The sequence below is a fragment of the Listeria sp. MAN/IMW/UF555 genome (genome assembly GCF_058684075.1).
In genome coordinates this window covers 1,200,416-1,220,766 of record NZ_JBZWZS010000001.1, presented here as the reverse complement: position 1 = coordinate 1,220,766, position 20,351 = coordinate 1,200,416, and the positions used below count along the sequence as shown (strand labels likewise).

Here is a 20,351-nt window from a genome sequence, read left to right as displayed (position 1 = left end):
AGGTAGTCTACATTTTAGAAAAAAGTATTTTCACACTGGAAAATCAAGGATAAATAAAAACTAGTTACAACATAGAGAGGAGATTATTCAATTGCTATTAACAATTTATATATTTCTAGTAATTATTTGTTTAGTAACTTGTCTTAATTTAGAGCAGAAAAAGAGCAAAGTTTTGTTTTGGTTAGTGTTTGCTTTGGGCGTATTTTTTACAATACAGATAGGCGATTTATTTTTATGAAAAACGGTGATAAATATTGGATGTTTTTGCTGATTGTCTAGGATTAACTATTTCTGAAAAAGAAGGTGAACCACATGTTAAATAGAGAACAAATAGAGATTGTCAGAGCCGAAGATGCACTCGAGTATGGAAGTGATATAGGAATTGACGGAGCGGACCAAATATATATTTATTATTTTAAAGACCCGGAAAAACCGTTAGAGCAAGATGTAGAAGATATTTGCGATGCTTTTGGCGAATATATGATTTCTGCTTATTTTTTGAATGATGAAGATTCTTCATATACAGAATTGCAAGGAGACGAAATAGGTGGATATAAAAAGGTTATCTTGCAGGGTGAATCGCAACAACTTAAACAAGAAATGTTCCGTTTGTTTATAGAAGGATATTATAGTCCATATCTGAATAGGCTATTTTTATTTAAACAAAAAATAGAATTAGATTGTAGGAAACAAATCGAATTAGAAGATGGCATGGTTATTATCACTCCTATACTTGATGTTAGAGCGATAGGTATATTTTCAAAAGGGATAGATTTGGTGCGGCTTTTTCAACAAATTACTAATACAGAATTACTGGATACTGTACAAGGAACAGGAGCAAAATCTCGATTGATTGAGGATCATAATGAAAATTTGAGAAATGAGATTGGGTACTTAGTTGACTATAAGGCGGTATTACCAAAGCAAATTTTTAAAAAGCCGGAGTTATATGATTTTTATTTTACCGATTTCTTTCATTGTTATGACGATGACTTCATAAACGACTTAAATAAAATTGGACAACTGCTTAAGCAAGAAAGTGTCAGGTTGTTTACGCCACATTCTTATTATGAAACTATAAGAAAATTTATTTTTAAAAAGATAAAACAAATAGATGTTCCATATGCTGAATTAAGTACAGGTATAACGGAAAAGGAATATGGTGAAATTTTATGGTGTGGCGAGACAGAAAAAATGAATTTTACGGCTTTTGATTATTTATACTGGTACTTTAATTCCGACTGTTTTATTTTTGGTGATAAAGAGAGTGAAATTAGTATTTTGGCAATTAAAAAATCTCTTTCCATCAAAAATCCACTTGAAAATTGGAAAGAAGTAAAGTTGTTCGCGGCGAATCCAGGAGAAGAATGGGGTCCATGGCTGAAAGATGAGGAGAAATTTCTAGCAGAACTGATAGCTAATTATAAATAGGGATGATAGAAGTTGGTTGTGAGATAGAGAAATGTTAATTTAGGACAATATTTTAAGAGTCAGAATAGCAGCAGGCGGATATATTTCAATTATGAAATTCGAGGTCTAAGGAGGGACTATAATCAATGCTAAAAATAAAAAAACAAGCACAATCTATTTATGCTTTTAAAGAAACTGGAGGAGAAGTACTTAATTTCCAAAAAGAACAAGACTGTTTGAAACTTTTTTCTGGGGAAGAAATTTTATGTGAAATAAATGATGAAATAATTTCGAATCGGTATTTCAGAATTAACAAAGTCATATTGTCAGATGAGAAGATTTGTATTTTGTGCAATGATGAGGCGCACAGTTATTTAATTATCTCATGTATGACAAGGGAGACGTTTAAATACAAATTAGGTGAAGGTGCAATCGATTTTATCCTAGTGAATGATGAAGCTTATATTATTTACTCAGAAGAAGGCATGTTTGGGAGTGAGGAGAATTTACCTATAACAGAACTAGGACTTATTAAAATAGATATATTTACAGGAGAAATTACAGGGCTCTTAGATGACACCATTTTAGAAACGCTTATTGATGTACAATCGATTAGCTGTAATAATAAAAGCATACGGATACTGTGTTATGAAGAAAATGGTGATGACTTTACTTTAGACTATGATTTATCCTCGAAAAAAGTTCAAAATAAAGTCGTATTAGACTATACTGTGAGCGGATTGTTGAGTGTGCGTGATAACTTTTACGCTTGGTACCGGAACCGTATATATCAGGTGAATGAAAGTATGGAAATTACAGAAGAAATCATTATAGATAAAAAAGTGTATGATAAGTCATCCTCCATAAGTAACGGATATAGTGAAGTAGTTTTAGAAAGTAAAAATGAATTCAACATTGTCCAGCTTTCTAAATTATAGAGGAATAGCAGGTGCGCTTTTTTCCAAACTAAATAGCTTGTCACATGAACTGCAACATTATTATCAGTAGAATATCACGATACGCAAAAATGGGAGTGATTAGAATAATCTTTTTAACTAAAGCATTAGTAAGTCTATTATGCATTTTAATCGGATTGTATAGTGGGGAGTTATTGCGAACAATAGAACAACTATCCAATAGGATACCTAAGCTAGTTTTTACATTTATAACCATATTATGTATTTTAGAACTCGGTTATTCTGTAGCTTGCTCTTTTATTTTCTTTATCATTTGGGATGTACGAAACGATACCACCCTGTTTCAGACGATTGTAAGTTTAATAGTTACTAGTATTCTTCTGTACCTCTTTAAGCAGAATACCAAAAATAGCATGATGATTATTTTAACCATTATATGGTGCGCACTGATGACTTATTATTTCGTCTATCTGTTTAATCATTTCTTTCTATTAGTTTAAAACATGGAGAAAGGGGCGTTTATGAATATACTGCTTAGTTTACTTTGTATTTTGGTAGCACTATTTTCAAGTTATATCTTAAAAGTATATAGAGATATAAATGATGATTATAAGACAGGGTGGAAGGAGAAATTTGTATATGTAATTTGTGTAGGCATTATACAATGTAGTCTTACTCTTTCTTATGCCCTATTTGTAGTCTGGGATAATCAATTCAGAAACAATATATTAGTAGCAGTCACTTTACTGAGTATCGTATTTACCATAGTGGGATGGATTTTATGCTATTTGAAAAAAAGTAATATAGGCATCCTTATTTCAGTGGGATGGGGTATATTAATGTGCTGTTATGTCATTTATTTGTTCGCTATATCTTTTGTTTTCTAGTACCTTGGCATAAAACTTAAACTTGGAGATGAAATATGAAAAAATTAAACTATTTTTCTATAGGATTTGATTATGATAAAGAAAAGAATCCAATTATGTCATTTGACAGTCAAAGTCACTGTATTTCAGAAATGTATTCAGGTGCATTTAAACCAATGGTGACAAAAGAGACTTCTTGTATTGATATTAATTGTATACCAACGGGAAAAAAAGTGGATAAATCTCATCACCTCGATGCCATTTATAGAGTTTATTTTGAAAATAAGTTGTTTGATTTAAATAAGTTTAATGATGAAAATGACTCAGAAAAGAAAAAAATCATTTTAGAACTGCTTCACATAGGTGCTATAGAAGCGTGTCGTGATTTGGGATTAGATAAGGCTAGATTTATTGAGGCATACGAAAAGGTAAAAGAATTAGACTATCAAAATAATTACTACTATAAAAAACCAAAATCCAGTCCAAATAGAAAACAAAAAGCACAAATTTATATTGAGCACGGCTTATACAAAGCTGACATATATATCGTTATTTTTAACAAAGAACAGAAAATCATAAGAAAAGAATTTATCCTCAGTGATTTACCTAATCCATTTGTATTTTCCGCACACCTAGGAAATTTAAAATGGATAGACAATGATCGTTTAGTTCTAGCTCATAAGCAAAGAAAAGATATATTATACAAGGTTGATATAATTTGAAAAGAGCGGATTGATTAAATTAAACAGATTGATTGTTTGCTGAATCTCCAATAATTCAAATTCTTCTAGAAAAGTAACAAGGAGGTACTTTATATGTTGACGATTTTAAAAACTATCATTTCGCTTGAATTTTTAGCTATAACTACCTTATGTTTTATATTTTTCGATAAATATAGAGGGAAGAAAAACAAATTAATAAGGTTTATGCCATACTTATTTACTGTAGTAGGTGGTATTATCTTGTCTACGTTTGTTTTCTTTACAGTGTGAATGAGGGGGAGCGGGCATGCTAGAATTTTTATTAAGTGTGATAGCAGTTTTTACAATAACATTGCTAATCGTCATTGCTTTTTTATATTTTAAACTATATGAAAATAAAAAGACTTTGTATACGTTATGCTCACTATATTTTTTATGTTTACTAATTTTTGTGTTTACATTAATAAAAGATTTTTTGTATATTCCATAACAATTACTCATAGAAACGAGAGGATCTTATGATAAGCCTAGAATGGGAAGAACTAGACCAACTGGAGATAGAAGAAAAGGTTCAAGAGGTATTAGATTATAGCTATAATACCTGGATGTCTGATAAGAAGAATATTCGTTATTTTGTACGGGCGTTTTATATTAGATGGGATATGTTGGTTGATATGTATGAAGTGGAAGATGATGAGACAGAAGGCGATAAGTTGAAATATATGTATGATTTCGGCATTAATGAGCTGGGAAATATAACAGAGGTCGGCTGGATAATAGGTTATTGCATGCTAATTAATCCAATCTATTTTGAAGAAAATGATAATTATTTGGAACTTGAGGAGAAAGGGCAGGAAATGCTTCGTAATGTAGCAATAAATAACCCGGATGACGTCTTTTTGACTTCTTTTGGTATACCTGAAAAGGATTATTTGAAATGGAAAAGAGCGAACAGAGAGCAACTTATTCAGTACGGGGAAGATAATTTTAGCTATGACTCAGAGTTTTCGAGATATTTTAAACATATTATAAATTGCAGGGCGGATGAAGAGGTGGAAAAAGAAAGCTTTCTGAAGAAGATTGTGCGCAAGTGGAAGCAACGGTGAGATTCCATTTGGAGGTGGGAATATCTGCTAAAAAAAAACGAAAAAAATTCTCAATGAAATTAAAACTATTATCCAGCAAAAACCTTTTGATTATGAGAAGGCAGAAGATTTGATAAGTGAGTTAAATCTTGAAAAGGCCCCACTAGAATTGGAGAACATCTTACTAGCTAGCATAAATAATAGCGATGAGAATGCTCGAATATTTGCCTATGAGTATTTATATTATTTTGATAGTGAAGCAGTTTTTCAAGCAGCCCTCATAGGGACAACGGACGACGATGATTTAGTTCAAATGTGCTCCATAGAGATTTTAGGGAATTTGGCTAAAGTTGAAAGTCTCCCGTATTTAAAGAAGGCGTTGGGCGATAACAACCCTAATGTACGTTGCTTTGCGGCTGAATCAATCGGTTTTGTAGGAACTGACGTAGCGAAGAAAATGCTGGAAAAACAGTTAGATAAAGAAACGGACTCTTTTGCAAAAGTAGGAATATACTCAGCCTTGCATTTTCTGGGTGATGAAGCAATGCTTTCCAATATTATTGCCCTACTAGATGATAGCTACCATTTGACGATAATAAGGAGCCTGAGAGTGCTAGAAGACTGTATCAATCAAGCTAATAAAGAAATGATAAAATCTAGTACCAAGAACCTTTTAGAGCGGGATATTCCAATATCAGTGAAAGATGCAGCAGAAATTGTTTTGGAGAAAATTAAAAGAGAGTAAATTTTATGCCAAGTTTAATCATAATTCAAAAAGGAGTTTATACAAATGACATACGAAGAATTCACAGAATTAGCTCAAAGCTTTTTAAAGAAAGATGAGGATGGCCAACCGTTAACGCACGGTGAGAAATTAATTGTCGCGCAATATATTTATGAAGATTACGTGCCGATGGATGGTTTTCTATTAACGTACTTTAATGTTAATGCAGACATGTTGGACCTTTTAATAGAGGCATATACGAAATTGGACGATAAAGCCAATCTAGAACTAGTCCAAGCATTTGCTACATGGACTAAAAAAATTAATCGTTTAGATGATTATTCTGCGGTTATTTCTAAGTTAAGTGATGAAGACTGGGAGTTTTTAGATAATATTTCAGATAACTATCCGTTAGGTGAAGAAGAGTCTTATTCCAACATTTTACTTGAAGAATAAAATGCCAAAAGAGGTCGAATCTCGTCTTTTTTTTACCTATTAACAGAACATGTCGATTTTGTGTATAGAGTAAATTTTGGTAATTACTCGAATGCCAATGCTTTACAAGAATAAAAATTCAATATGTAATTTTTTTGGAAAATCAAATAAAAGTTCCTTCAAAAATCACGTTGATTTCGGGCTTTTTGTATGATATTTTATAGAGGACTTGAAAAAAGTTTCACAATACATCTAGAGAAACGGAGGAGACATAATGAAACAAAGAAGTTGGCAATCTATTGTTGGTTTTGTATTTGGTCTTTTTATTATAGGAATCATTTTTGCGCTGATTAATTAATATTAGGGAAAAACATTATCAAAACTTACCAAGAACGACATCGGACTAATATAGGTGCAATGATTTTGGCACTTGTTATTTTACTAACATGAATTTGCCTTTTTTTGCGCCCTTGCAACGGAGAAATTAGATCAAGTTCAATTACAAGGTAGCGCTATTTCTAGATATTCTAAAAGAAAAAGCGGCATCGTTTACTTCATTTCAACAATAACAAAAGGAACTGATTCGCTGAAAACGGGTCAATTCCTTTTTTACTAGCAAGCTGTGTCAATCAAACAAATAAAGAAAAAGCAGAATCAGTGTTAGAAGGGATGAATGAGGATGATAGATTTTAAGCAAAATTTAACGGGAGCTGAGGTTGAAAAGCGCATAAAAAAACTTATCGATTTAGAAAAAAATTTACCGAAACAAATATTTTCTAATCCCTCAAAATACAATTTTTATTTTGAAGAACCAGAGGCTATTTATATGGATACGAAAGAATTCATCCATATGATTAAACAAATTGTGGAAATTACACAGGATGAGAAAGCATATATTAGTGAAATTTTGAAAGAAGATAAATTTTTACAAAAGAGCAAAACTATCTTTAATTTAAAGGAAGTAATAGACTTTACACAGGAAGAGGGTAGTATAGTAGAAAATTTGGATTTTGAAAATATAACCGAGACAACGATATTTTTATATTGCTATATGTATTTTCCTTCTGAGCAACTCTTTCTTTTCGTTAATGAATATTCAGACACAGCCCTGTTAGCGATTGATAAAAAACTTGATATTGATATTCCTTGGTATGATGTAGAAACATTTTTGACTGTGGAGAATCTGGGGATGAAAGATAGGCTATACAGGAAGTTCAGGAAGCGTTTAGTTAATAATTATAAAAAACATGAATAAATAAATCTTTAAAAAATTAATAATTATTTTTAATAAATCCAATCCTTTAAAAGGATTGGATTTATTTGGCTATCAACAGATTTTTTACGACTCTTTGTAAAGTTAGCTCTAACAAGGTATATCGATTTTTATGATTCTTTTTGTTCACCTTTTGTTCACATTAAGCTTTTTTTTACGAATTTTGGATGAAACCGCATATATTTAATGACTAATTGGTTATTTATAATGAATAGTAGTCGACTTACAATATTTAGAACGGAGGAGAAACGAATTGATCAGAAAAATCTTTATCGGGATTTTGTCATTTACTATCTTAATCCAAACTGTGATTGTTTCAAACTTCAATGTTGTTTATGCAACTACCGAAGAGCAACAACAAAAAGTTATTAAGTTAGAAAAAAAATCAACTAATAATAATATAATTTTAATAAAAGATGCTGTTAAAGATAAAGAATATAAATTATCTTTACCAAAATCTTTTAGTTTAGATGAGAAAAAGACAGGCAAAGAAGTTGAATATAACAAAGAAAAAAATGAATTAACAATTATAGGTACAGGGGAAGAAATAACTTTATATTTACTTGCTTCTCAAACAGGAAAATACGAACTAGAGCTAAAAGAAGGGGACAAAGTACAAGCAAAGTTAGATTTAATCGTAAAAAATGTAGATGAAGAAGTTGCAAAAACAGTCGAAAAATCAAATAGACAGTTACTGCGTTCATCCATTTCGGATAAACTATTTCTTCAAGCTGATTCAAGTAAAGCCACATTAGCTAATTATACAGAACAAATAACTTTTAACTATTCTATTAATTTTCTAGATGGTTCTACGACATTGAAAAACGGTAAATTAGTAATAGATTTTAATAACTCTAATCTTGAACTAGTGAATTATCCTAAAGATACAGCAGCAAATAGGAATATAAAATCAACATCTTATAGTGCGATTACAGGTAAATTAACCATTAACTTAGTGGATAATATATCTAGTGGTGCTCCATTTGATATTCCAATCGTTGTAAGAGCTGGTTATGGTGCAAAGCCAGGAGTACCAATGAATCTAAAAGCTACACTGTCAGGAGAGAACAGTGCTGGTGCCACATATACACCAGCAGAAAAAACAACCACCGTTAATTTAGAAGAAAATAGCAGCAATCTAGACTATAGCCCAATTACAGCAGGTGATAATAGCTGGGCTTTTAGTATGAAAGAACTCGCATTTTCACTTAAGCCAGGTGGATATACCATCCAATGGCCTGAAATCCAGAAGAAAAGTTCGGAAAATAAAAGTTTCAAAAATTTAAAATTAGAATTTCTTAAAGAAAATGGTGGGGATATTATATCTGTTAATACGGCAGATCCTTACGTAGTTAGATTCGGAGAGCCTTATTGGTCACAGCTTAGCACAGTTAATGGTAAAGCAAATGTACTTGTTAATGATGATGAGAAACAAGTAGTCGAATATGGACCAATTAACGCTAATATTTACCAAAGAATACAGGTATCAATGGCAGCGAAAATACCAGCAGATGCGGTTAAAGGAACAGAGTATACTGGTACTGTGAATGTATATGATGAAGATATTTTGGTAACTTCCATTAAAATTAAGACCGAAGTGACTGACTCAGCGACTTCAATAGCTGTTGATAGCAAAGTTTCTAAAACAAGCATATCAGAAGGCGATGTACTGGAATGGGGATTCATGCCTAGAATATCTTCTGCGGCACCAGGTGTTAATGATTTAGAAATTGTAGCACCAATTCCTAAAGGGATTAAAGTACTATCTTACATCCCGAACAATAACTCAATGGCAAGTATGAAAAAATTAGAGTACTATCAGAATGGTAAATGGGTATCAATGGCTCCACAAACTTCTAGTGGTTGGGATTTTTCAAAGATTGACCAGTCTGTTAATCGTATTGAAAAGCTAAAACTTACTTCTAGAGACGGAATTATTAATGATAAAGATATGCCGCCGTATACTCATGGAACAATACGAATGCAAAATACTGGTGTGAAAGCAGGAGAATCCTTTACACTCCGACCGGAATCTATCACTTATACAGACTCTGATAAAACCAGTAAAGCAATTGATACAACTGCAAGTAGCTATGAAAAGAAAGTTCAAGTAGTAGAAAAAACTTCTACTCCAGCGAAAATAAATGGCGATGTCTTCTTATCTTCAACTGCTGGTATTTATGGTAAAGGATTTGAAAGTACAATTTTCTTTAATGGCGACAAAATTGCACAGTCAGTACGTTTAGGTTCATACGGAAGTAAACTAGAAAATCCATATATTTTTGTAGTAGTACCAAAGGGTGTCGATGTAGAAACTATGAAAAATTTCATTCAACAACCATATAGAAGTATATTAAATTATACGTATGCTCCTGCTAATGGAACGAATACTCTTTACCCTAAATCCAGTGCAGATGTTAAGGGAAAAGAAACTTTATCAGATGGTTCCACATTGTATTACTGGGAAGCGCCGGATACTGGTTTAGCACCAGGCATGGAAAATTGCGAAATGCTAGCCTTAGATTTAGTTTTTAAATTAAATAAAGCAAACAGTGGCGCAAATAAAGTAGAATTTGGTATGGGATCAATGACAGATTCCAGTTGGAATTTATATGGTGCTGCTAATTCAGGATTTGAAACAAAAGAATTATCTGCCGAATTACAATCCAAACTTCCCGGGGTAACATCTACTAAATACTTGTCTAAATCGAAGACTGCAAATGTAGGTGCATCTAATAGTATTGCAACTAAAATGAAAATTAAAGGAAGTCAAGATAACGACTTTGTTGATGTTAGTGCAAATACAGCTACTACAATTCCAGGTAAAAGAGTAGATTATAATTTAACATTTGAAAATAATGGTACAAGAAGTATGAAGAACTTAGAAATTATCGATATACTTCCGCACAAGGATGATCAGTATGTTTTAGGCACTGGTCCACGCGGATCGAAATTTTCAGTTATCCCAACTAGTGAAATCGAAGTTCTTGTTAATGGGAAGAAAAGTGATTCAGCAACTTTAGAATATTCAACAAGTAATACACCTGAACGTTTCGATGCAAACGGGGAGGATGTAGCAGGTGACCCTTGGCAAATCGTGGCACCAACAAGTATGGCAGATGTAAAAAGTTTCCGTATTAAGCTACCAAATACAGAATTCAAAGTAGGAGACGAAATCAGCCTAAACTTTGAAGCAATAGTGCCAACAGATGCTCCAAGAAATGGTGAAATAGCATATAACTCGATTGCTTACCGGATTGATAAGGAAACAAGCTCTGGTACAAGCAAATTAGCATCAGAACCTCCTCGTGGGGGAGTAAAAAGTACAAATCCATCAACAGATTTAAACATAGCCGGTAACTCTTTTTCCGATCTTAACAAAAATGGTGTACAAGATGCGGACGAACTAGGCTTAAATGCTGTTAAATTAGATTTATACAAAAAAAATAACAATGAATTCGAGAAAGTGGAAACCGTTTATACTTCCTCGGACGCTTTGGATAAACAAAAAGGTTTATTTGATTTTAATGGCTTGAGTAATGGAACATATAAAATAGCTGCTCATTTACCAAATAAAAATGCAGACTTTATTACTACCGGTCCAAATAAAATCGTAAAAGACTCAAAAGATGATTCGATTGGCTGGATAACAGTCAATAACTCTACAGAATTCACAATTGATGATTTGGCTAACGGAAATCCTAAAAGTCTAGTTGGTATTCATATACCTATTTATATGGCAACACCTATAAAAGGCGCTGTTGTTTTTGTAAATAAAGACGGAGAACCAAAAATCACATCTTACGGTCAAGATTATGAAATAGCTTTATTTGATAAAGATGGAAAAGAAGTACAATCAGCAATTAAAACGAATAGTAAGGGAGAATTTTCTTTTGGTGATGTAGCTATTAAAAACCCAGCTGATTTTAAATTAAAAGTAACTGCGCCAACTGGAACGAATTTTGTCTATTCAGCAAAGAATCCTTTATTTAATATGTCTACAAAGGAATATACTTTAAATAGTGTAGTTCCAGGTGTGGGTGGGGTAGCAGAAATTTATATTACTGAAACTAGTAAACCAACTACAAAGATTATACTAGATAAAGCAGTTACTCCAAATGCAATTACAATTGAATCAAGTGATGAGGCTACAGAAGTAACAAATGAATGGACAGTAGTAGATAGTAATGGAACAGTCATTTATTCTGGAACTGGAAATACGATTCGTATTCCAAACGATGAAGGAACATATATCGCTAAAAACACAGCAACAGATGAGGCTGGAAATACCGCTTCTGATGAAAAAACGTTTGATATAGATTATACAGTTCCGACATTAACAGTTAATCAAGATGCATCAGCAGAAGTAAATAGTACGGAAGCAAATATTGATTGGAATAAGCCGCTAAATGTAACAGCAACAGATACGCATGATGGAAATATCACACCAGTAGTAGACTATAGTAAAGTTAAATGGGATGTACTTGGAACATACCCAGTTACTGTTACAGCAACAGATGCAAGTGGCAACAAAGCTACTCAAACAGTAAATTTACGCATAGTAGATACTACTTCGCCTACAATTTTAATAACGAATAATCCATTAACGTATTCTATCGAAAACATGCGAAAATTAACTGAACAAGAATTGTATAAAGCGGCAGGACTTATCGGTGGAGATAATTATGATTTAGCACCAGGTCAATCAGTCCAACCAAATAAACAGCCAATGGTATTTACTAGCAACTTTAGTACTATTTTTAGTGACATCGCTAGTGTGAAACCTGGACAATATCAAGTTCAAGTGAATTTAGCAGATTCTAGTGGAAATCAAGCTATTCCACAAACAATTACTATTAATGTAGTAGATACCGTGGGACCAGTGATTAAAACAGATAATGTGTCTTACCACGTTAATACAACAAAAACAGAAGCAGAATTCTTCCAAGATGCTCGTTTAGATGTGACAGATAACAATGATGATACAACTGATTTAATTATTACTTCTAATTTTGCAGAAAAAGTGAATTTGAATAAGCCTGGTAAGTATGAAGTAACCATCAGTGCTACAGATACTAAAGGCAATCAAACAACAAAAAAAGTAACGGTTGAAGTAAGTAAGGATAAACCAGTGATTAGTGCAGATCCAAAAATAAGTTATCAAGGAAAAACCGAAGTAACAGAAGCTACCTTTTTAAGCGATATCCACGGGGAAGTAACGGATGAATTAGATGGTGATGTTAAAATTACTAGTGATTTTGCTAAAAAAGTAGATTTTAATAAAGTAGGAACATATACAGTTACTTTAAATGCGAAAGATGAATATGGTAATACTGCAGAACCTGTAAAAGTGTCAGTAAGTATCTTTAATAAGATCGCACCAACTTTCAATAATGCTGATAATAAAACAATCGAAGCAGTAAACGAGTTACCATCATTAGAATCTATATTTAATATTGAAGCCAAAGATTATCTTTCAGGCAATAAATTAAAAGTAACTTATACACCAGAACAAACAATTAAAGGCAATGTTTTAGGTGAGTATTCTATTAAAGTCACAACGAAAGATGATTCAGGCAACACAGCTGAAACAACTGTTACTTTAACAATTAAAGATACAACAGGACCAAGCATAAAAATGACTAAATCAACAAACAAATTAGAAGTACAAAGCAAAGAACCGAATTGGATAACTTTCTTTGGAATAAAAGCGACTGATATTGTTGATGGTGATGTAACAAAAAATATTAAAGTAGACAGTAGTGAAGTCAATCTTAATAAAGTAGGAACTTATCCTATCTACTTTACAGTTACAGATGCACTTGGAAATGAAGCTAGTAAATCAAAAAGCACAGTGCAGATTGTAGATACAAGTAGTCCTGCGCTAACAATCGACAAACTAGAAATTAGTTATCCAACAGGAAAAACAGTTTCTGATAAGCAATTTCTACAAGATATTGGTACAAAAGTTACAAATAGTTATGGAACAGTAAAAGTAACTACTAATCTAAGTAAAATTGTTGATTGGGACAAAGCAGGGCAGTATAAAGTAACTGTAACAGCGACAAATTCCTCTGGAGGGGTTGCTGAGAAAACGATTCTATTAACAGTCAAAAATACTGATGCATCGTTTATAGCAATACCAAGTAAGAATGATAATAATAACAAACCAGCAAAAAACATACCAAAAACAGGAGATACTTTAAATACAGAGTTAATTGTCTTTGGTGTTATGTCGCTACTTGTTGGAGGATGGTTGTTCTTAAGAAGAAAAACAAAAGTAAAAACAAAGTGATTCATAATATTTGAAGAATGTTGTAAGACTCAAAAGTTAGACCTAAAACCGTCCAGAGAAATCTGGTCGGTTTTTTATTCGGCTTGCATTCTATATAACCAATAAAAATACGCCTCAAGAGTTAGATTTTTTGGTCTAACTTTAGGAGGCGCACTAAATTGAGTCCGTTCTTTTTTACAAATATTTAGTAATAAACTCGCTATTCTGCGGTCGATCTTTCATTTCCAGTACAGATATATCATGGACGATACTATCCAGCTTAATTTGCTCCATTTCAAGTTCTATTTTTTGTTGGAGAAGTTCATATTTACTTGAAAGTACTTGTTGGATATTGGCTCCGACGATGCAATCTGGGTTGGTTTTTGGATCGACATGGATTAAATTTGTGTTGCCTTCAATACTTTTATAAACATCTAGCAGCGATATTTCCTCGGGTGGCTTGGTGAGAATCGGATTCGCTTTACCAGTTTGTGTTGTAATAAGATTTGCTTTTTTTAAATTGCTCATAATTCTTCTAATATTGGCAGGATTTGTTTTAACACTACTAGCGATAATTTCACTCGATAATAAATTCGTGTTTTTGAAAATCTCTATATAAGCCAAAATGTGGATAGCATCACTAAATTGGATGGAGTATTTCATTTTATTCAATCCTTTCAATTTTTCTTCTTGACTTATCTTATCATAATGTTTATTATAAAGGTGTAAATTATAAATGTACAGCTTAAATAATTAAAATTTTGAAGGAGTGGTTTAAATGACTTATTTAGTAACTGGCGCAACAGGTGGACTGGGTGGTTATGCCTTAAATTATTTGAAAGAATTGGTTCCAATGACTGATATTTATGCTTTAGTTCGCAGTGAAGAAAAAGGTGCGGATTTGAAAGCAGCGGGATTTAATATCCGAATTGGTGATTATAGTGATGCAGAGTCAATGAAACAAGCATTTGCAGGAATCGATCGTGTCTTGTTTGTCTCAGGTGCTCCAGGGAATCGTCAAGTAGAGCACGAAAATGTAGTGAACGCTGCAAAAGAAGCAGGCGTTTCTTATATTGCTTACACAAGTTTCGCAGACGCAGATAATTCCACAAGTGCTCTAGCGGCAGACCATATTTTTACAGAAAAAGTAATTGAAAAATCCGGAATTGAACATACATTCTTGCGCAATAACTGGTACTTCGAAAATGAAATGCCAATGATTGGTGGCGCTTTGAATGGTGGAAAATTTGTTTATGCAGCTGGAAATGGAAAAACTGGCTGGGCATTGAAACGGGAATACGCAGAAGTTGCTGCTAAAGCGGTGGCAGGAGCTCGTTTCCCTGAAATCTTAGAATTATCTGGCCCAGTAATGACATACGCAGAACTTACAGAAGCATTAAAAGAAGCTACTGGAAAAGAGTTCGAAGTTATTTCTTCTGATGATAAAGGATTTGTCGAAAACCTGGTCAATGTTGGTATGCCACAACCAGTTGCAGAAATGTTCTTATCTTTCCAACATGATATAAAAAATAATCAACTAGATGTTACTTCTGGAGATTTCGAAAAAGCATTAGGCAAACCATTAACGAACCGCGTGGATGCGCTTCGGGAATTACTGCAATAAAATAAAAACGTCTATCTTCGCGATAGACGTTTTTTTATAGTTCATCATGTGCAAGCAACGTAAATTCACGAGCTAATTGATCTAAAAAATGCTTCTGCCAATCATGATCTCGTGTGGTGCCGTGTAAGTTAGTACTAAGCGTCAATTCACCGCGGAAAGTAGTAGCAGCGACTTGGAAAAACGGAGCATATTTCAAAGAGCCACAAATAAAACAATCCGTTAAAGTACTGCCATCAAAAATGAGCTTCTCTTCATCAATAATTCCAATGTTTGTAAAACTCGTTTTTGGAATTGAATACATTTTTTCAGAAGCCTTTTTCGCAAAAGAATAGCTTTTTTTCTTGAAAATCAGTTCTAGTAAATAATAAATCCGTAAAGGAGCTAGGCTGTTTTTTTGTGGATTAAGTGAATTTTTGACAGCTTGGAGGGTGCTCTCGAATGAAGTTAAGTCGTCATTTGCATTAATTTGGCATGTAATATTAGCTGTTAAGTTGGTAATTCCTTGGCTAGCTTTACCTGGCAAATATTTGCGAAGGTCTACTGGACAATCAATCGATAATTCATTTTGATGCGTCGTCTGCTGAACTATTCGTACCATTGCGGCAAAAAAGACATCATTTACAGTTGCATCGTTTTCTTTCGCATAATGAACGATTCCGTCAAAAACCTCTTTTGGTAGCTTTGTCCAAATGATTTTCGGGTTTTTCGGGTCACCTTTGAGTGGAAATGGTGGGTTATAGACAGTTTTTCGATTTGTTTTTTCAGTAAAAATGGTTTTTATTTCTTTGCGTGAAAATTGATCGAAAACTTGTTTTAAATTTCGCGACCCTAAACTCAAATTAGCTTGGTAGTTTGGGTTTTCCAATAGTTTCGAATAAAGTTCACTTAACAAATAGAGATATTCTTTAAAACCAGCACCGTCAGCCAACATGTGGTTCAAAATAATGACAAGTTTATCAGCTGATTCGGTACGGACGACAGTTAAGCGAATTTGTGGACCGTTTTCTGTAGATAATTTTCTCACTAGCGCCCGATTTACTTCAGCTTCGGGTTCGGTGGTTTTAATAAGGAAAACCAAATCCTCCGCAGAAAAAACACTTTCTTGCCAAAAAGCACCATTTTTCGTTTCTTTAAAATGGCAAAGAAGTAGCGGAAGTTTTTTAGCAGACTGTATAACTGCTTTTTTTAGAACGTCTATATTTAAATGACTATCAAATGTAAGCACAGTATGCAAATGATGGTCATTTTTCATTTTTTCTCCAGAAATATAATGTTTAATATCAGAAGGTTCAGCGGGATAACTCGTGATTTTTACCATGGGATTTCCTTCTTTCTTCGGTTTAAATAGTTGTTAGTAGTTTCCCTGAAAGCCGGTTTGCGAAACTAAACCAAGTAAGTCCAGTAAAAAGAGCAACCCAGTTCGCGAACTGGGTTGCTCTTTTTTTATTTATACATACTTTCAATTACTGGTTTTAGCTTATCGATTACAAGTCCGCTACCACCACGACCTTTGACGTTTTCGATCATTCCTACCATGAGGTAATTGGGATTGTCGGCATCGAAGGCATAAACAAAGCCATTTTCAAGGCCATCTTCGCCTTGTTTTTCTTTTAGTTCGGCTGTACCGGTTTTGGCTGCGATATTGTGACCTTGAATTTGTAGGGCGTGCGCTGTACCGGCTGGATCAGAAACAGTTTTGACTAAAGCTGCTTTGACTTGGTTGGCAGATGCCGCTTCGGTTGCTTGTGTTTCCTTGCCAGCTTTTTCTTTTGTATCTAGTTTTGGATAAGGCATTTTTCCGTCGTTGGCAATAGCCGAGTAAGCAATCGCTTGTTGAATTGGCGACATCAGTAATTCGCCTTGTCCGTAAGATGTGTCAGCTAGTAAAATTTCCGAGTTCAGTCCATCATTTGAAATTTGTGCTGGTTTCATTGTGAAAGGTAAGTTATATTCTTTATCAAAATCGAATTTTTTCAAGCCAGCAGTTAGTTTATCTTTACCGATTTCTAGACCTTCTTGGGCGAAATAAATGTTATCAGAGTGCACAAGTGCGTCCGTCATATTTACTTTTGGAACATCATGGACACGAGTAACAAAGTATTTGCCCCATGAAGCATCTTTTTGCCACTGTAATCCAGAAATTTCACGGACTTTGTCGGGTTTGGTAATTCCAGTATCCAGCCCAATCGTTGCAGTAATCGTTTTAAAAGTAGATCCCGGTGCGTAACGATTTGCGTATCTTGCTAAGAAAGGAAGGCGTTTATCGTCATTATATTTTGCGTAATCTTCGGAAGTAATTCCTAGCACCATTTGATTTGCATCATAAGAAGGCGTGCTCACTAATGCTAATAGTTCGCCGTTTGTTGGATTAATCATTGTTACGGCGCCAGTTTCAGAGCCAAGACTATCAAATGCTTTCTTCTGAACATCAGCATCAATAGTTAGTTTAATTTCTTCGCCGTCTTTTTTATCGATTTTTTGTAAAGTGTCTTCTTGTTTGGTTTGATCATTGATGATTTTAATTGCGCCACCATTTTTACCGCGCAATTGTTTGTCATAGTAACGTTCTAAGCCACTTTTCCCAATGACATCACCAACGCTGAGTTTTGGATTTTTTTCAATATCTTCAGCACTAACTTCACCGACATAGCCAATTAAATGCGAGGTTGCTTCATTTAATGGATACGTCCGCATTTCTTTTTGAGCGTAAGTAAGACCTGTTGCTTCGGGAAGTTTATCTTTATTTAAAGTAACTAGTGGCACAAAACTATCTGCTTGTACCCATTTTTGCTGGAGTTGCTTGTTAATATAATCTGTCGAAACATCTAGTTTTTTGCTAATATCAGCAATGTTTTTCACTTTTTCATCGCCTTCACCAAGCTTGGAAGGAACAACTCCAGCTTCGGCAAATTGTCCTGTAGTTGCAAGCGGTTTTCCATTTCTGTCAACGATTTGACCACGTTCTGCATCATCTTCTGTCATTCGAACTTTATCTGTTTTCACCATCCCGGGGAAAATTAGTGCCGGTTTCCAGTCGATTTTCCAGTCGTCATCTTGCTTGGAAATAGTTGTTTTATATTTTTGCGTAGCGAGTTTTCCAAGGCTTGTCCGCATTTCTAGTTCATATGTTAAGTTGAATTTGTTTTCTTTGTCATCATAGACTGATTTTAAATTTTTGACTTTAATATCTTTCGCACCAATTCCGTCGTAAACGGCTTGATACTTTTCTTCCATTTCTTTCTTTGTGAACTCTACTTTTTTCAGAGATTCACTTGAGACGCTATTTCCTAGTTTATCGTACTTTTCTTTAGCGATATTTGATGTAAAAGTTTCTGCGGCTGCTAAAGCGTTTTTTTCATCTTTATGTTGATTTTGGATGAAAAAATAAATGGCAATACCTGCGAGGACGACAACAGCAACAATACTTCCAATGATAATTGCTTTCTTGTTGTTACCTTTTTTCCCATTTAAATTAGCCATAATACACCCCTTAATTCATGTTTTATTCAACTAATTATACCAAACACTTCTAAAAAAGTTGAAAAAATTAAAGAAAACTTTAGATTTGACTGACATATTTTTTTCTAATTCATGTCATAATTTGTTCTTATTTGCTTGGTAAAGTAGTGGTAACGAAAGGATGATGTTGGATGGAAGAGATGGAACAACCAGAAAAGAAGGTCATTATTCGTGGGAAAGGCATCCACAATAAATGGAAGTGGAGCACGATTATTGTTAGTATTCTTTCTGTCATAATTATTAGCGTATTAAGTTATCAGCTGTATTCAGTTAGTCAAAATACCCCGGAAAATAATAATGGAACGATGCAAGGCCCAGGAGGAAACGGTGCGCCGAGTGGAACGCCGCCATCTGGTGAGCCAGGTCAGGCGCCTTCAGACGATAGTTCGGATTCTGGAACAAGTGATAGTACTAATAGCGACAGTACGCTTTAGAATACGCTAGAAGCCCTCTAAAATCATGTTTTTAGAGGGCTTATTCCAATCTTTAAAAAATCTTATGGAATTATCGCTCTCTTTTTTTGTCATTTTATTGTAATATGGAGGTAAGTTACAATAAATGAGGTGTGAAAAATGGCAAGACATGCACAAAAAAGAAAGGCACGTAAAGGTAGAATTTTTGGTACGATACTTGTAGCCCTATTAATTTTAGTTGGTGTAGTTGCAGTTATAGGTTATTTTCAATATCAATCGAGCTTAAAAGAAGCGCAAAATGACAGTAAATTAAAAGAATACAAATTTAACGGTGCAAAAGCAGTTGGAGATGAGATTAATGTTTTACTTATCGGTAGTGACTCTCGTGGCGAAGACCAAGGGCGTTCAGACAGCTTGATGATTGCTCATTATAATACGAAAACAAATACGCCAAAATTAGTATCAATCATGCGTGATACTTATGTAGATATTCCAGGTCATGGCAAAAATAAAATCAACGCAGCTTATTCATACGGTGGTCCAGAACTTGTCCGCCAAACGATTAAAGAAAATTTTGGTGTAGATGTGCAGTATTATGTAGTAGCAAATTTCGAAGGTTTCCCTAAGATTGTTGATACAGTAGCACCAGAAGGCATCAAGATCAATGCAGAAAAAGATATGTCGAAAAATATTGATGCAAACATTAAAAAAGGCGAACAAGTAATGGATGGTAAAACATTATTACAATATGCCCGTTTCCGTAAAGATGCTGAAGGAGACTTCGGTCGAATTCGCCGTCAACAGCAAGTTTTAGAAGCACTGAAAGAACAAGCTATTGATGTTGGAGATGTTACTAAAATTCCAGATGTCATCGGAAAATTACAAGGTTATTCTTCTACCAATATCCCGACTGGCACATTAATGTCAATTGGCGCAGATTTTCTACTAGGAAAAACAGAAACAATGGAAAAATTCGCGATTCCTGTAGAAGGAAAATGGCACAATGAGCGAATTGACGGAGCAGGAGCAGTTCTTCGTTTAGACGATATGGCTGCCAACGCGAAAGCATTACAAGATTTTTTGAAATAAAAGTAAAAACACGGAAGTCCT

The 20,351-nt window shown here is 33.9% G+C and carries 14 protein-coding genes; 11 read left to right on the top strand and 3 right to left on the bottom strand.

The window, feature by feature from the left end; translation table 11 throughout:
- The first annotated feature begins 312 nt into the window (after positions 1–312).
- The 8 genes from AC4PG8_RS06090 to AC4PG8_RS06055 all read left to right on the top strand — a co-directional run bounded on the left by AC4PG8_RS06090 (position 313) and on the right by AC4PG8_RS06055 (position 13,706).
- Positions 313–1,431, top strand: coding sequence for a hypothetical protein (locus tag AC4PG8_RS06090; RefSeq protein WP_492170148.1), 1,119 nt, complete (start codon positions 313–315; stop codon positions 1,429–1,431).
- A gap of 125 nt (positions 1,432–1,556) precedes the next feature.
- Entirely contained in the window at positions 1,557–2,348 is a 792-nt protein-coding gene (locus AC4PG8_RS06085; protein ID WP_492170147.1) for a hypothetical protein, read from the top strand.
- A 901-nt stretch (positions 2,349–3,249) separates the two neighbouring features.
- A complete protein-coding gene (locus AC4PG8_RS06080; RefSeq protein WP_160464251.1) occupies positions 3,250–3,915 on the top strand; it encodes a hypothetical protein in 666 nt (221 codons plus the stop codon).
- A 497-nt stretch (positions 3,916–4,412) separates the two neighbouring features.
- The gene (locus AC4PG8_RS06075; RefSeq protein WP_492170146.1) at positions 4,413–5,000 is read left to right on the top strand and encodes a hypothetical protein; all 588 of its coding nucleotides are present in this window, start codon (positions 4,413–4,415) and stop codon (positions 4,998–5,000) included.
- A 58-nt stretch (positions 5,001–5,058) separates the two neighbouring features.
- Entirely contained in the window at positions 5,059–5,724 is a 666-nt protein-coding gene (locus tag AC4PG8_RS06070; RefSeq protein WP_492170210.1) for a HEAT repeat domain-containing protein, read from the top strand.
- A gap of 45 nt (positions 5,725–5,769) precedes the next feature.
- Entirely contained in the window at positions 5,770–6,159 is a 390-nt protein-coding gene (locus AC4PG8_RS06065; RefSeq protein ID WP_185548042.1) for a DMP19 family protein, read from the top strand.
- 658 nt (positions 6,160–6,817) lie between these two features.
- Positions 6,818–7,393, top strand: coding sequence for a hypothetical protein (locus AC4PG8_RS06060; RefSeq protein ID WP_194322506.1), 576 nt, complete (start codon positions 6,818–6,820; stop codon positions 7,391–7,393).
- Positions 7,394–7,664: 271 nt separating this feature from the next.
- On the top strand, positions 7,665–13,706 hold the full coding sequence (locus tag AC4PG8_RS06055; RefSeq protein ID WP_492170145.1) for a LapB repeat-containing protein: 6,042 nt from the start codon (positions 7,665–7,667) through the stop codon (positions 13,704–13,706).
- Between the two features lie 174 nt (positions 13,707–13,880).
- Here the strand turns inward: AC4PG8_RS06055 and AC4PG8_RS06050 are convergent, their stop codons facing one another.
- On the bottom strand, positions 13,881–14,348 hold the full coding sequence (locus AC4PG8_RS06050; RefSeq protein WP_492170144.1) for an Rrf2 family transcriptional regulator: 468 nt from the start codon (positions 14,346–14,348) through the stop codon (positions 13,881–13,883).
- A 115-nt stretch (positions 14,349–14,463) separates the two neighbouring features.
- On the opposite strand from AC4PG8_RS06050, the gene AC4PG8_RS06045 reads away from it, so the two are divergent.
- On the top strand, positions 14,464–15,309 hold the full coding sequence (locus AC4PG8_RS06045) for an SDR family oxidoreductase (protein WP_185324995.1): 846 nt from the start codon (positions 14,464–14,466) through the stop codon (positions 15,307–15,309).
- A 34-nt stretch (positions 15,310–15,343) separates the two neighbouring features.
- Here AC4PG8_RS06045 and AC4PG8_RS06040 read toward each other — a convergent pair whose 3' ends face one another.
- Positions 15,344–16,627, bottom strand: coding sequence for a condensation domain-containing protein (locus AC4PG8_RS06040; RefSeq protein ID WP_492170143.1), 1,284 nt, complete (start codon positions 16,625–16,627; stop codon positions 15,344–15,346).
- Positions 16,628–16,752: 125 nt separating this feature from the next.
- Positions 16,753–18,789, bottom strand: coding sequence for a penicillin-binding protein PBP4(5) (gene pbp4 / locus AC4PG8_RS06035; RefSeq protein ID WP_185548039.1), 2,037 nt, complete (start codon positions 18,787–18,789; stop codon positions 16,753–16,755).
- A gap of 170 nt (positions 18,790–18,959) precedes the next feature.
- On the opposite strand from pbp4, the gene AC4PG8_RS06030 reads away from it, so the two are divergent.
- Positions 18,960–19,262 carry a hypothetical protein gene (locus AC4PG8_RS06030; RefSeq protein ID WP_003760499.1) on the top strand — a complete coding sequence of 101 codons (303 nt, stop codon included), beginning with the start codon at positions 18,960–18,962 and terminating at the stop codon, positions 19,260–19,262.
- Between the two features lie 138 nt (positions 19,263–19,400).
- Positions 19,401–20,330 carry an LCP family protein gene (locus tag AC4PG8_RS06025; protein ID WP_003770521.1) on the top strand — a complete coding sequence of 310 codons (930 nt, stop codon included), beginning with the start codon at positions 19,401–19,403 and terminating at the stop codon, positions 20,328–20,330.
- Positions 20,331–20,351 lie beyond the last annotated feature (21 nt).

Excerpts from the sequence above, each read along its gene's own strand:
- AC4PG8_RS06090 (WP_492170148.1), top strand. The coding sequence starts at position 313 with ATGTTAAATAGAGAACAAATAGAGATTGTCAGAGCCGAAGATGCACTC.
- AC4PG8_RS06085 (WP_492170147.1), top strand. The coding sequence starts at position 1,557 with ATGCTAAAAATAAAAAAACAAGCACAATCTATTTATGCTTTTAAAGAA.
- AC4PG8_RS06080 (WP_160464251.1), top strand. The coding sequence starts at position 3,250 with ATGAAAAAATTAAACTATTTTTCTATAGGATTTGATTATGATAAAGAA.
- AC4PG8_RS06075 (WP_492170146.1), top strand. The coding sequence starts at position 4,413 with ATGATAAGCCTAGAATGGGAAGAACTAGACCAACTGGAGATAGAAGAA.
- AC4PG8_RS06065 (WP_185548042.1), top strand. The coding sequence starts at position 5,770 with ATGACATACGAAGAATTCACAGAATTAGCTCAAAGCTTTTTAAAGAAA.
- AC4PG8_RS06060 (WP_194322506.1), top strand. The coding sequence starts at position 6,818 with ATGATAGATTTTAAGCAAAATTTAACGGGAGCTGAGGTTGAAAAGCGC.
- AC4PG8_RS06050 (WP_492170144.1), bottom strand. The coding sequence starts at position 14,348 with ATGAAATACTCCATCCAATTTAGTGATGCTATCCACATTTTGGCTTAT.
- AC4PG8_RS06045 (WP_185324995.1), top strand. The coding sequence starts at position 14,464 with ATGACTTATTTAGTAACTGGCGCAACAGGTGGACTGGGTGGTTATGCC.
- AC4PG8_RS06040 (WP_492170143.1), bottom strand. The coding sequence starts at position 16,627 with ATGGTAAAAATCACGAGTTATCCCGCTGAACCTTCTGATATTAAACAT.
- pbp4 (WP_185548039.1), bottom strand. The coding sequence starts at position 18,789 with ATGGCTAATTTAAATGGGAAAAAAGGTAACAACAAGAAAGCAATTATC.
- AC4PG8_RS06030 (WP_003760499.1), top strand. The coding sequence starts at position 18,960 with ATGGAAGAGATGGAACAACCAGAAAAGAAGGTCATTATTCGTGGGAAA.
- AC4PG8_RS06025 (WP_003770521.1), top strand. The coding sequence starts at position 19,401 with ATGGCAAGACATGCACAAAAAAGAAAGGCACGTAAAGGTAGAATTTTT.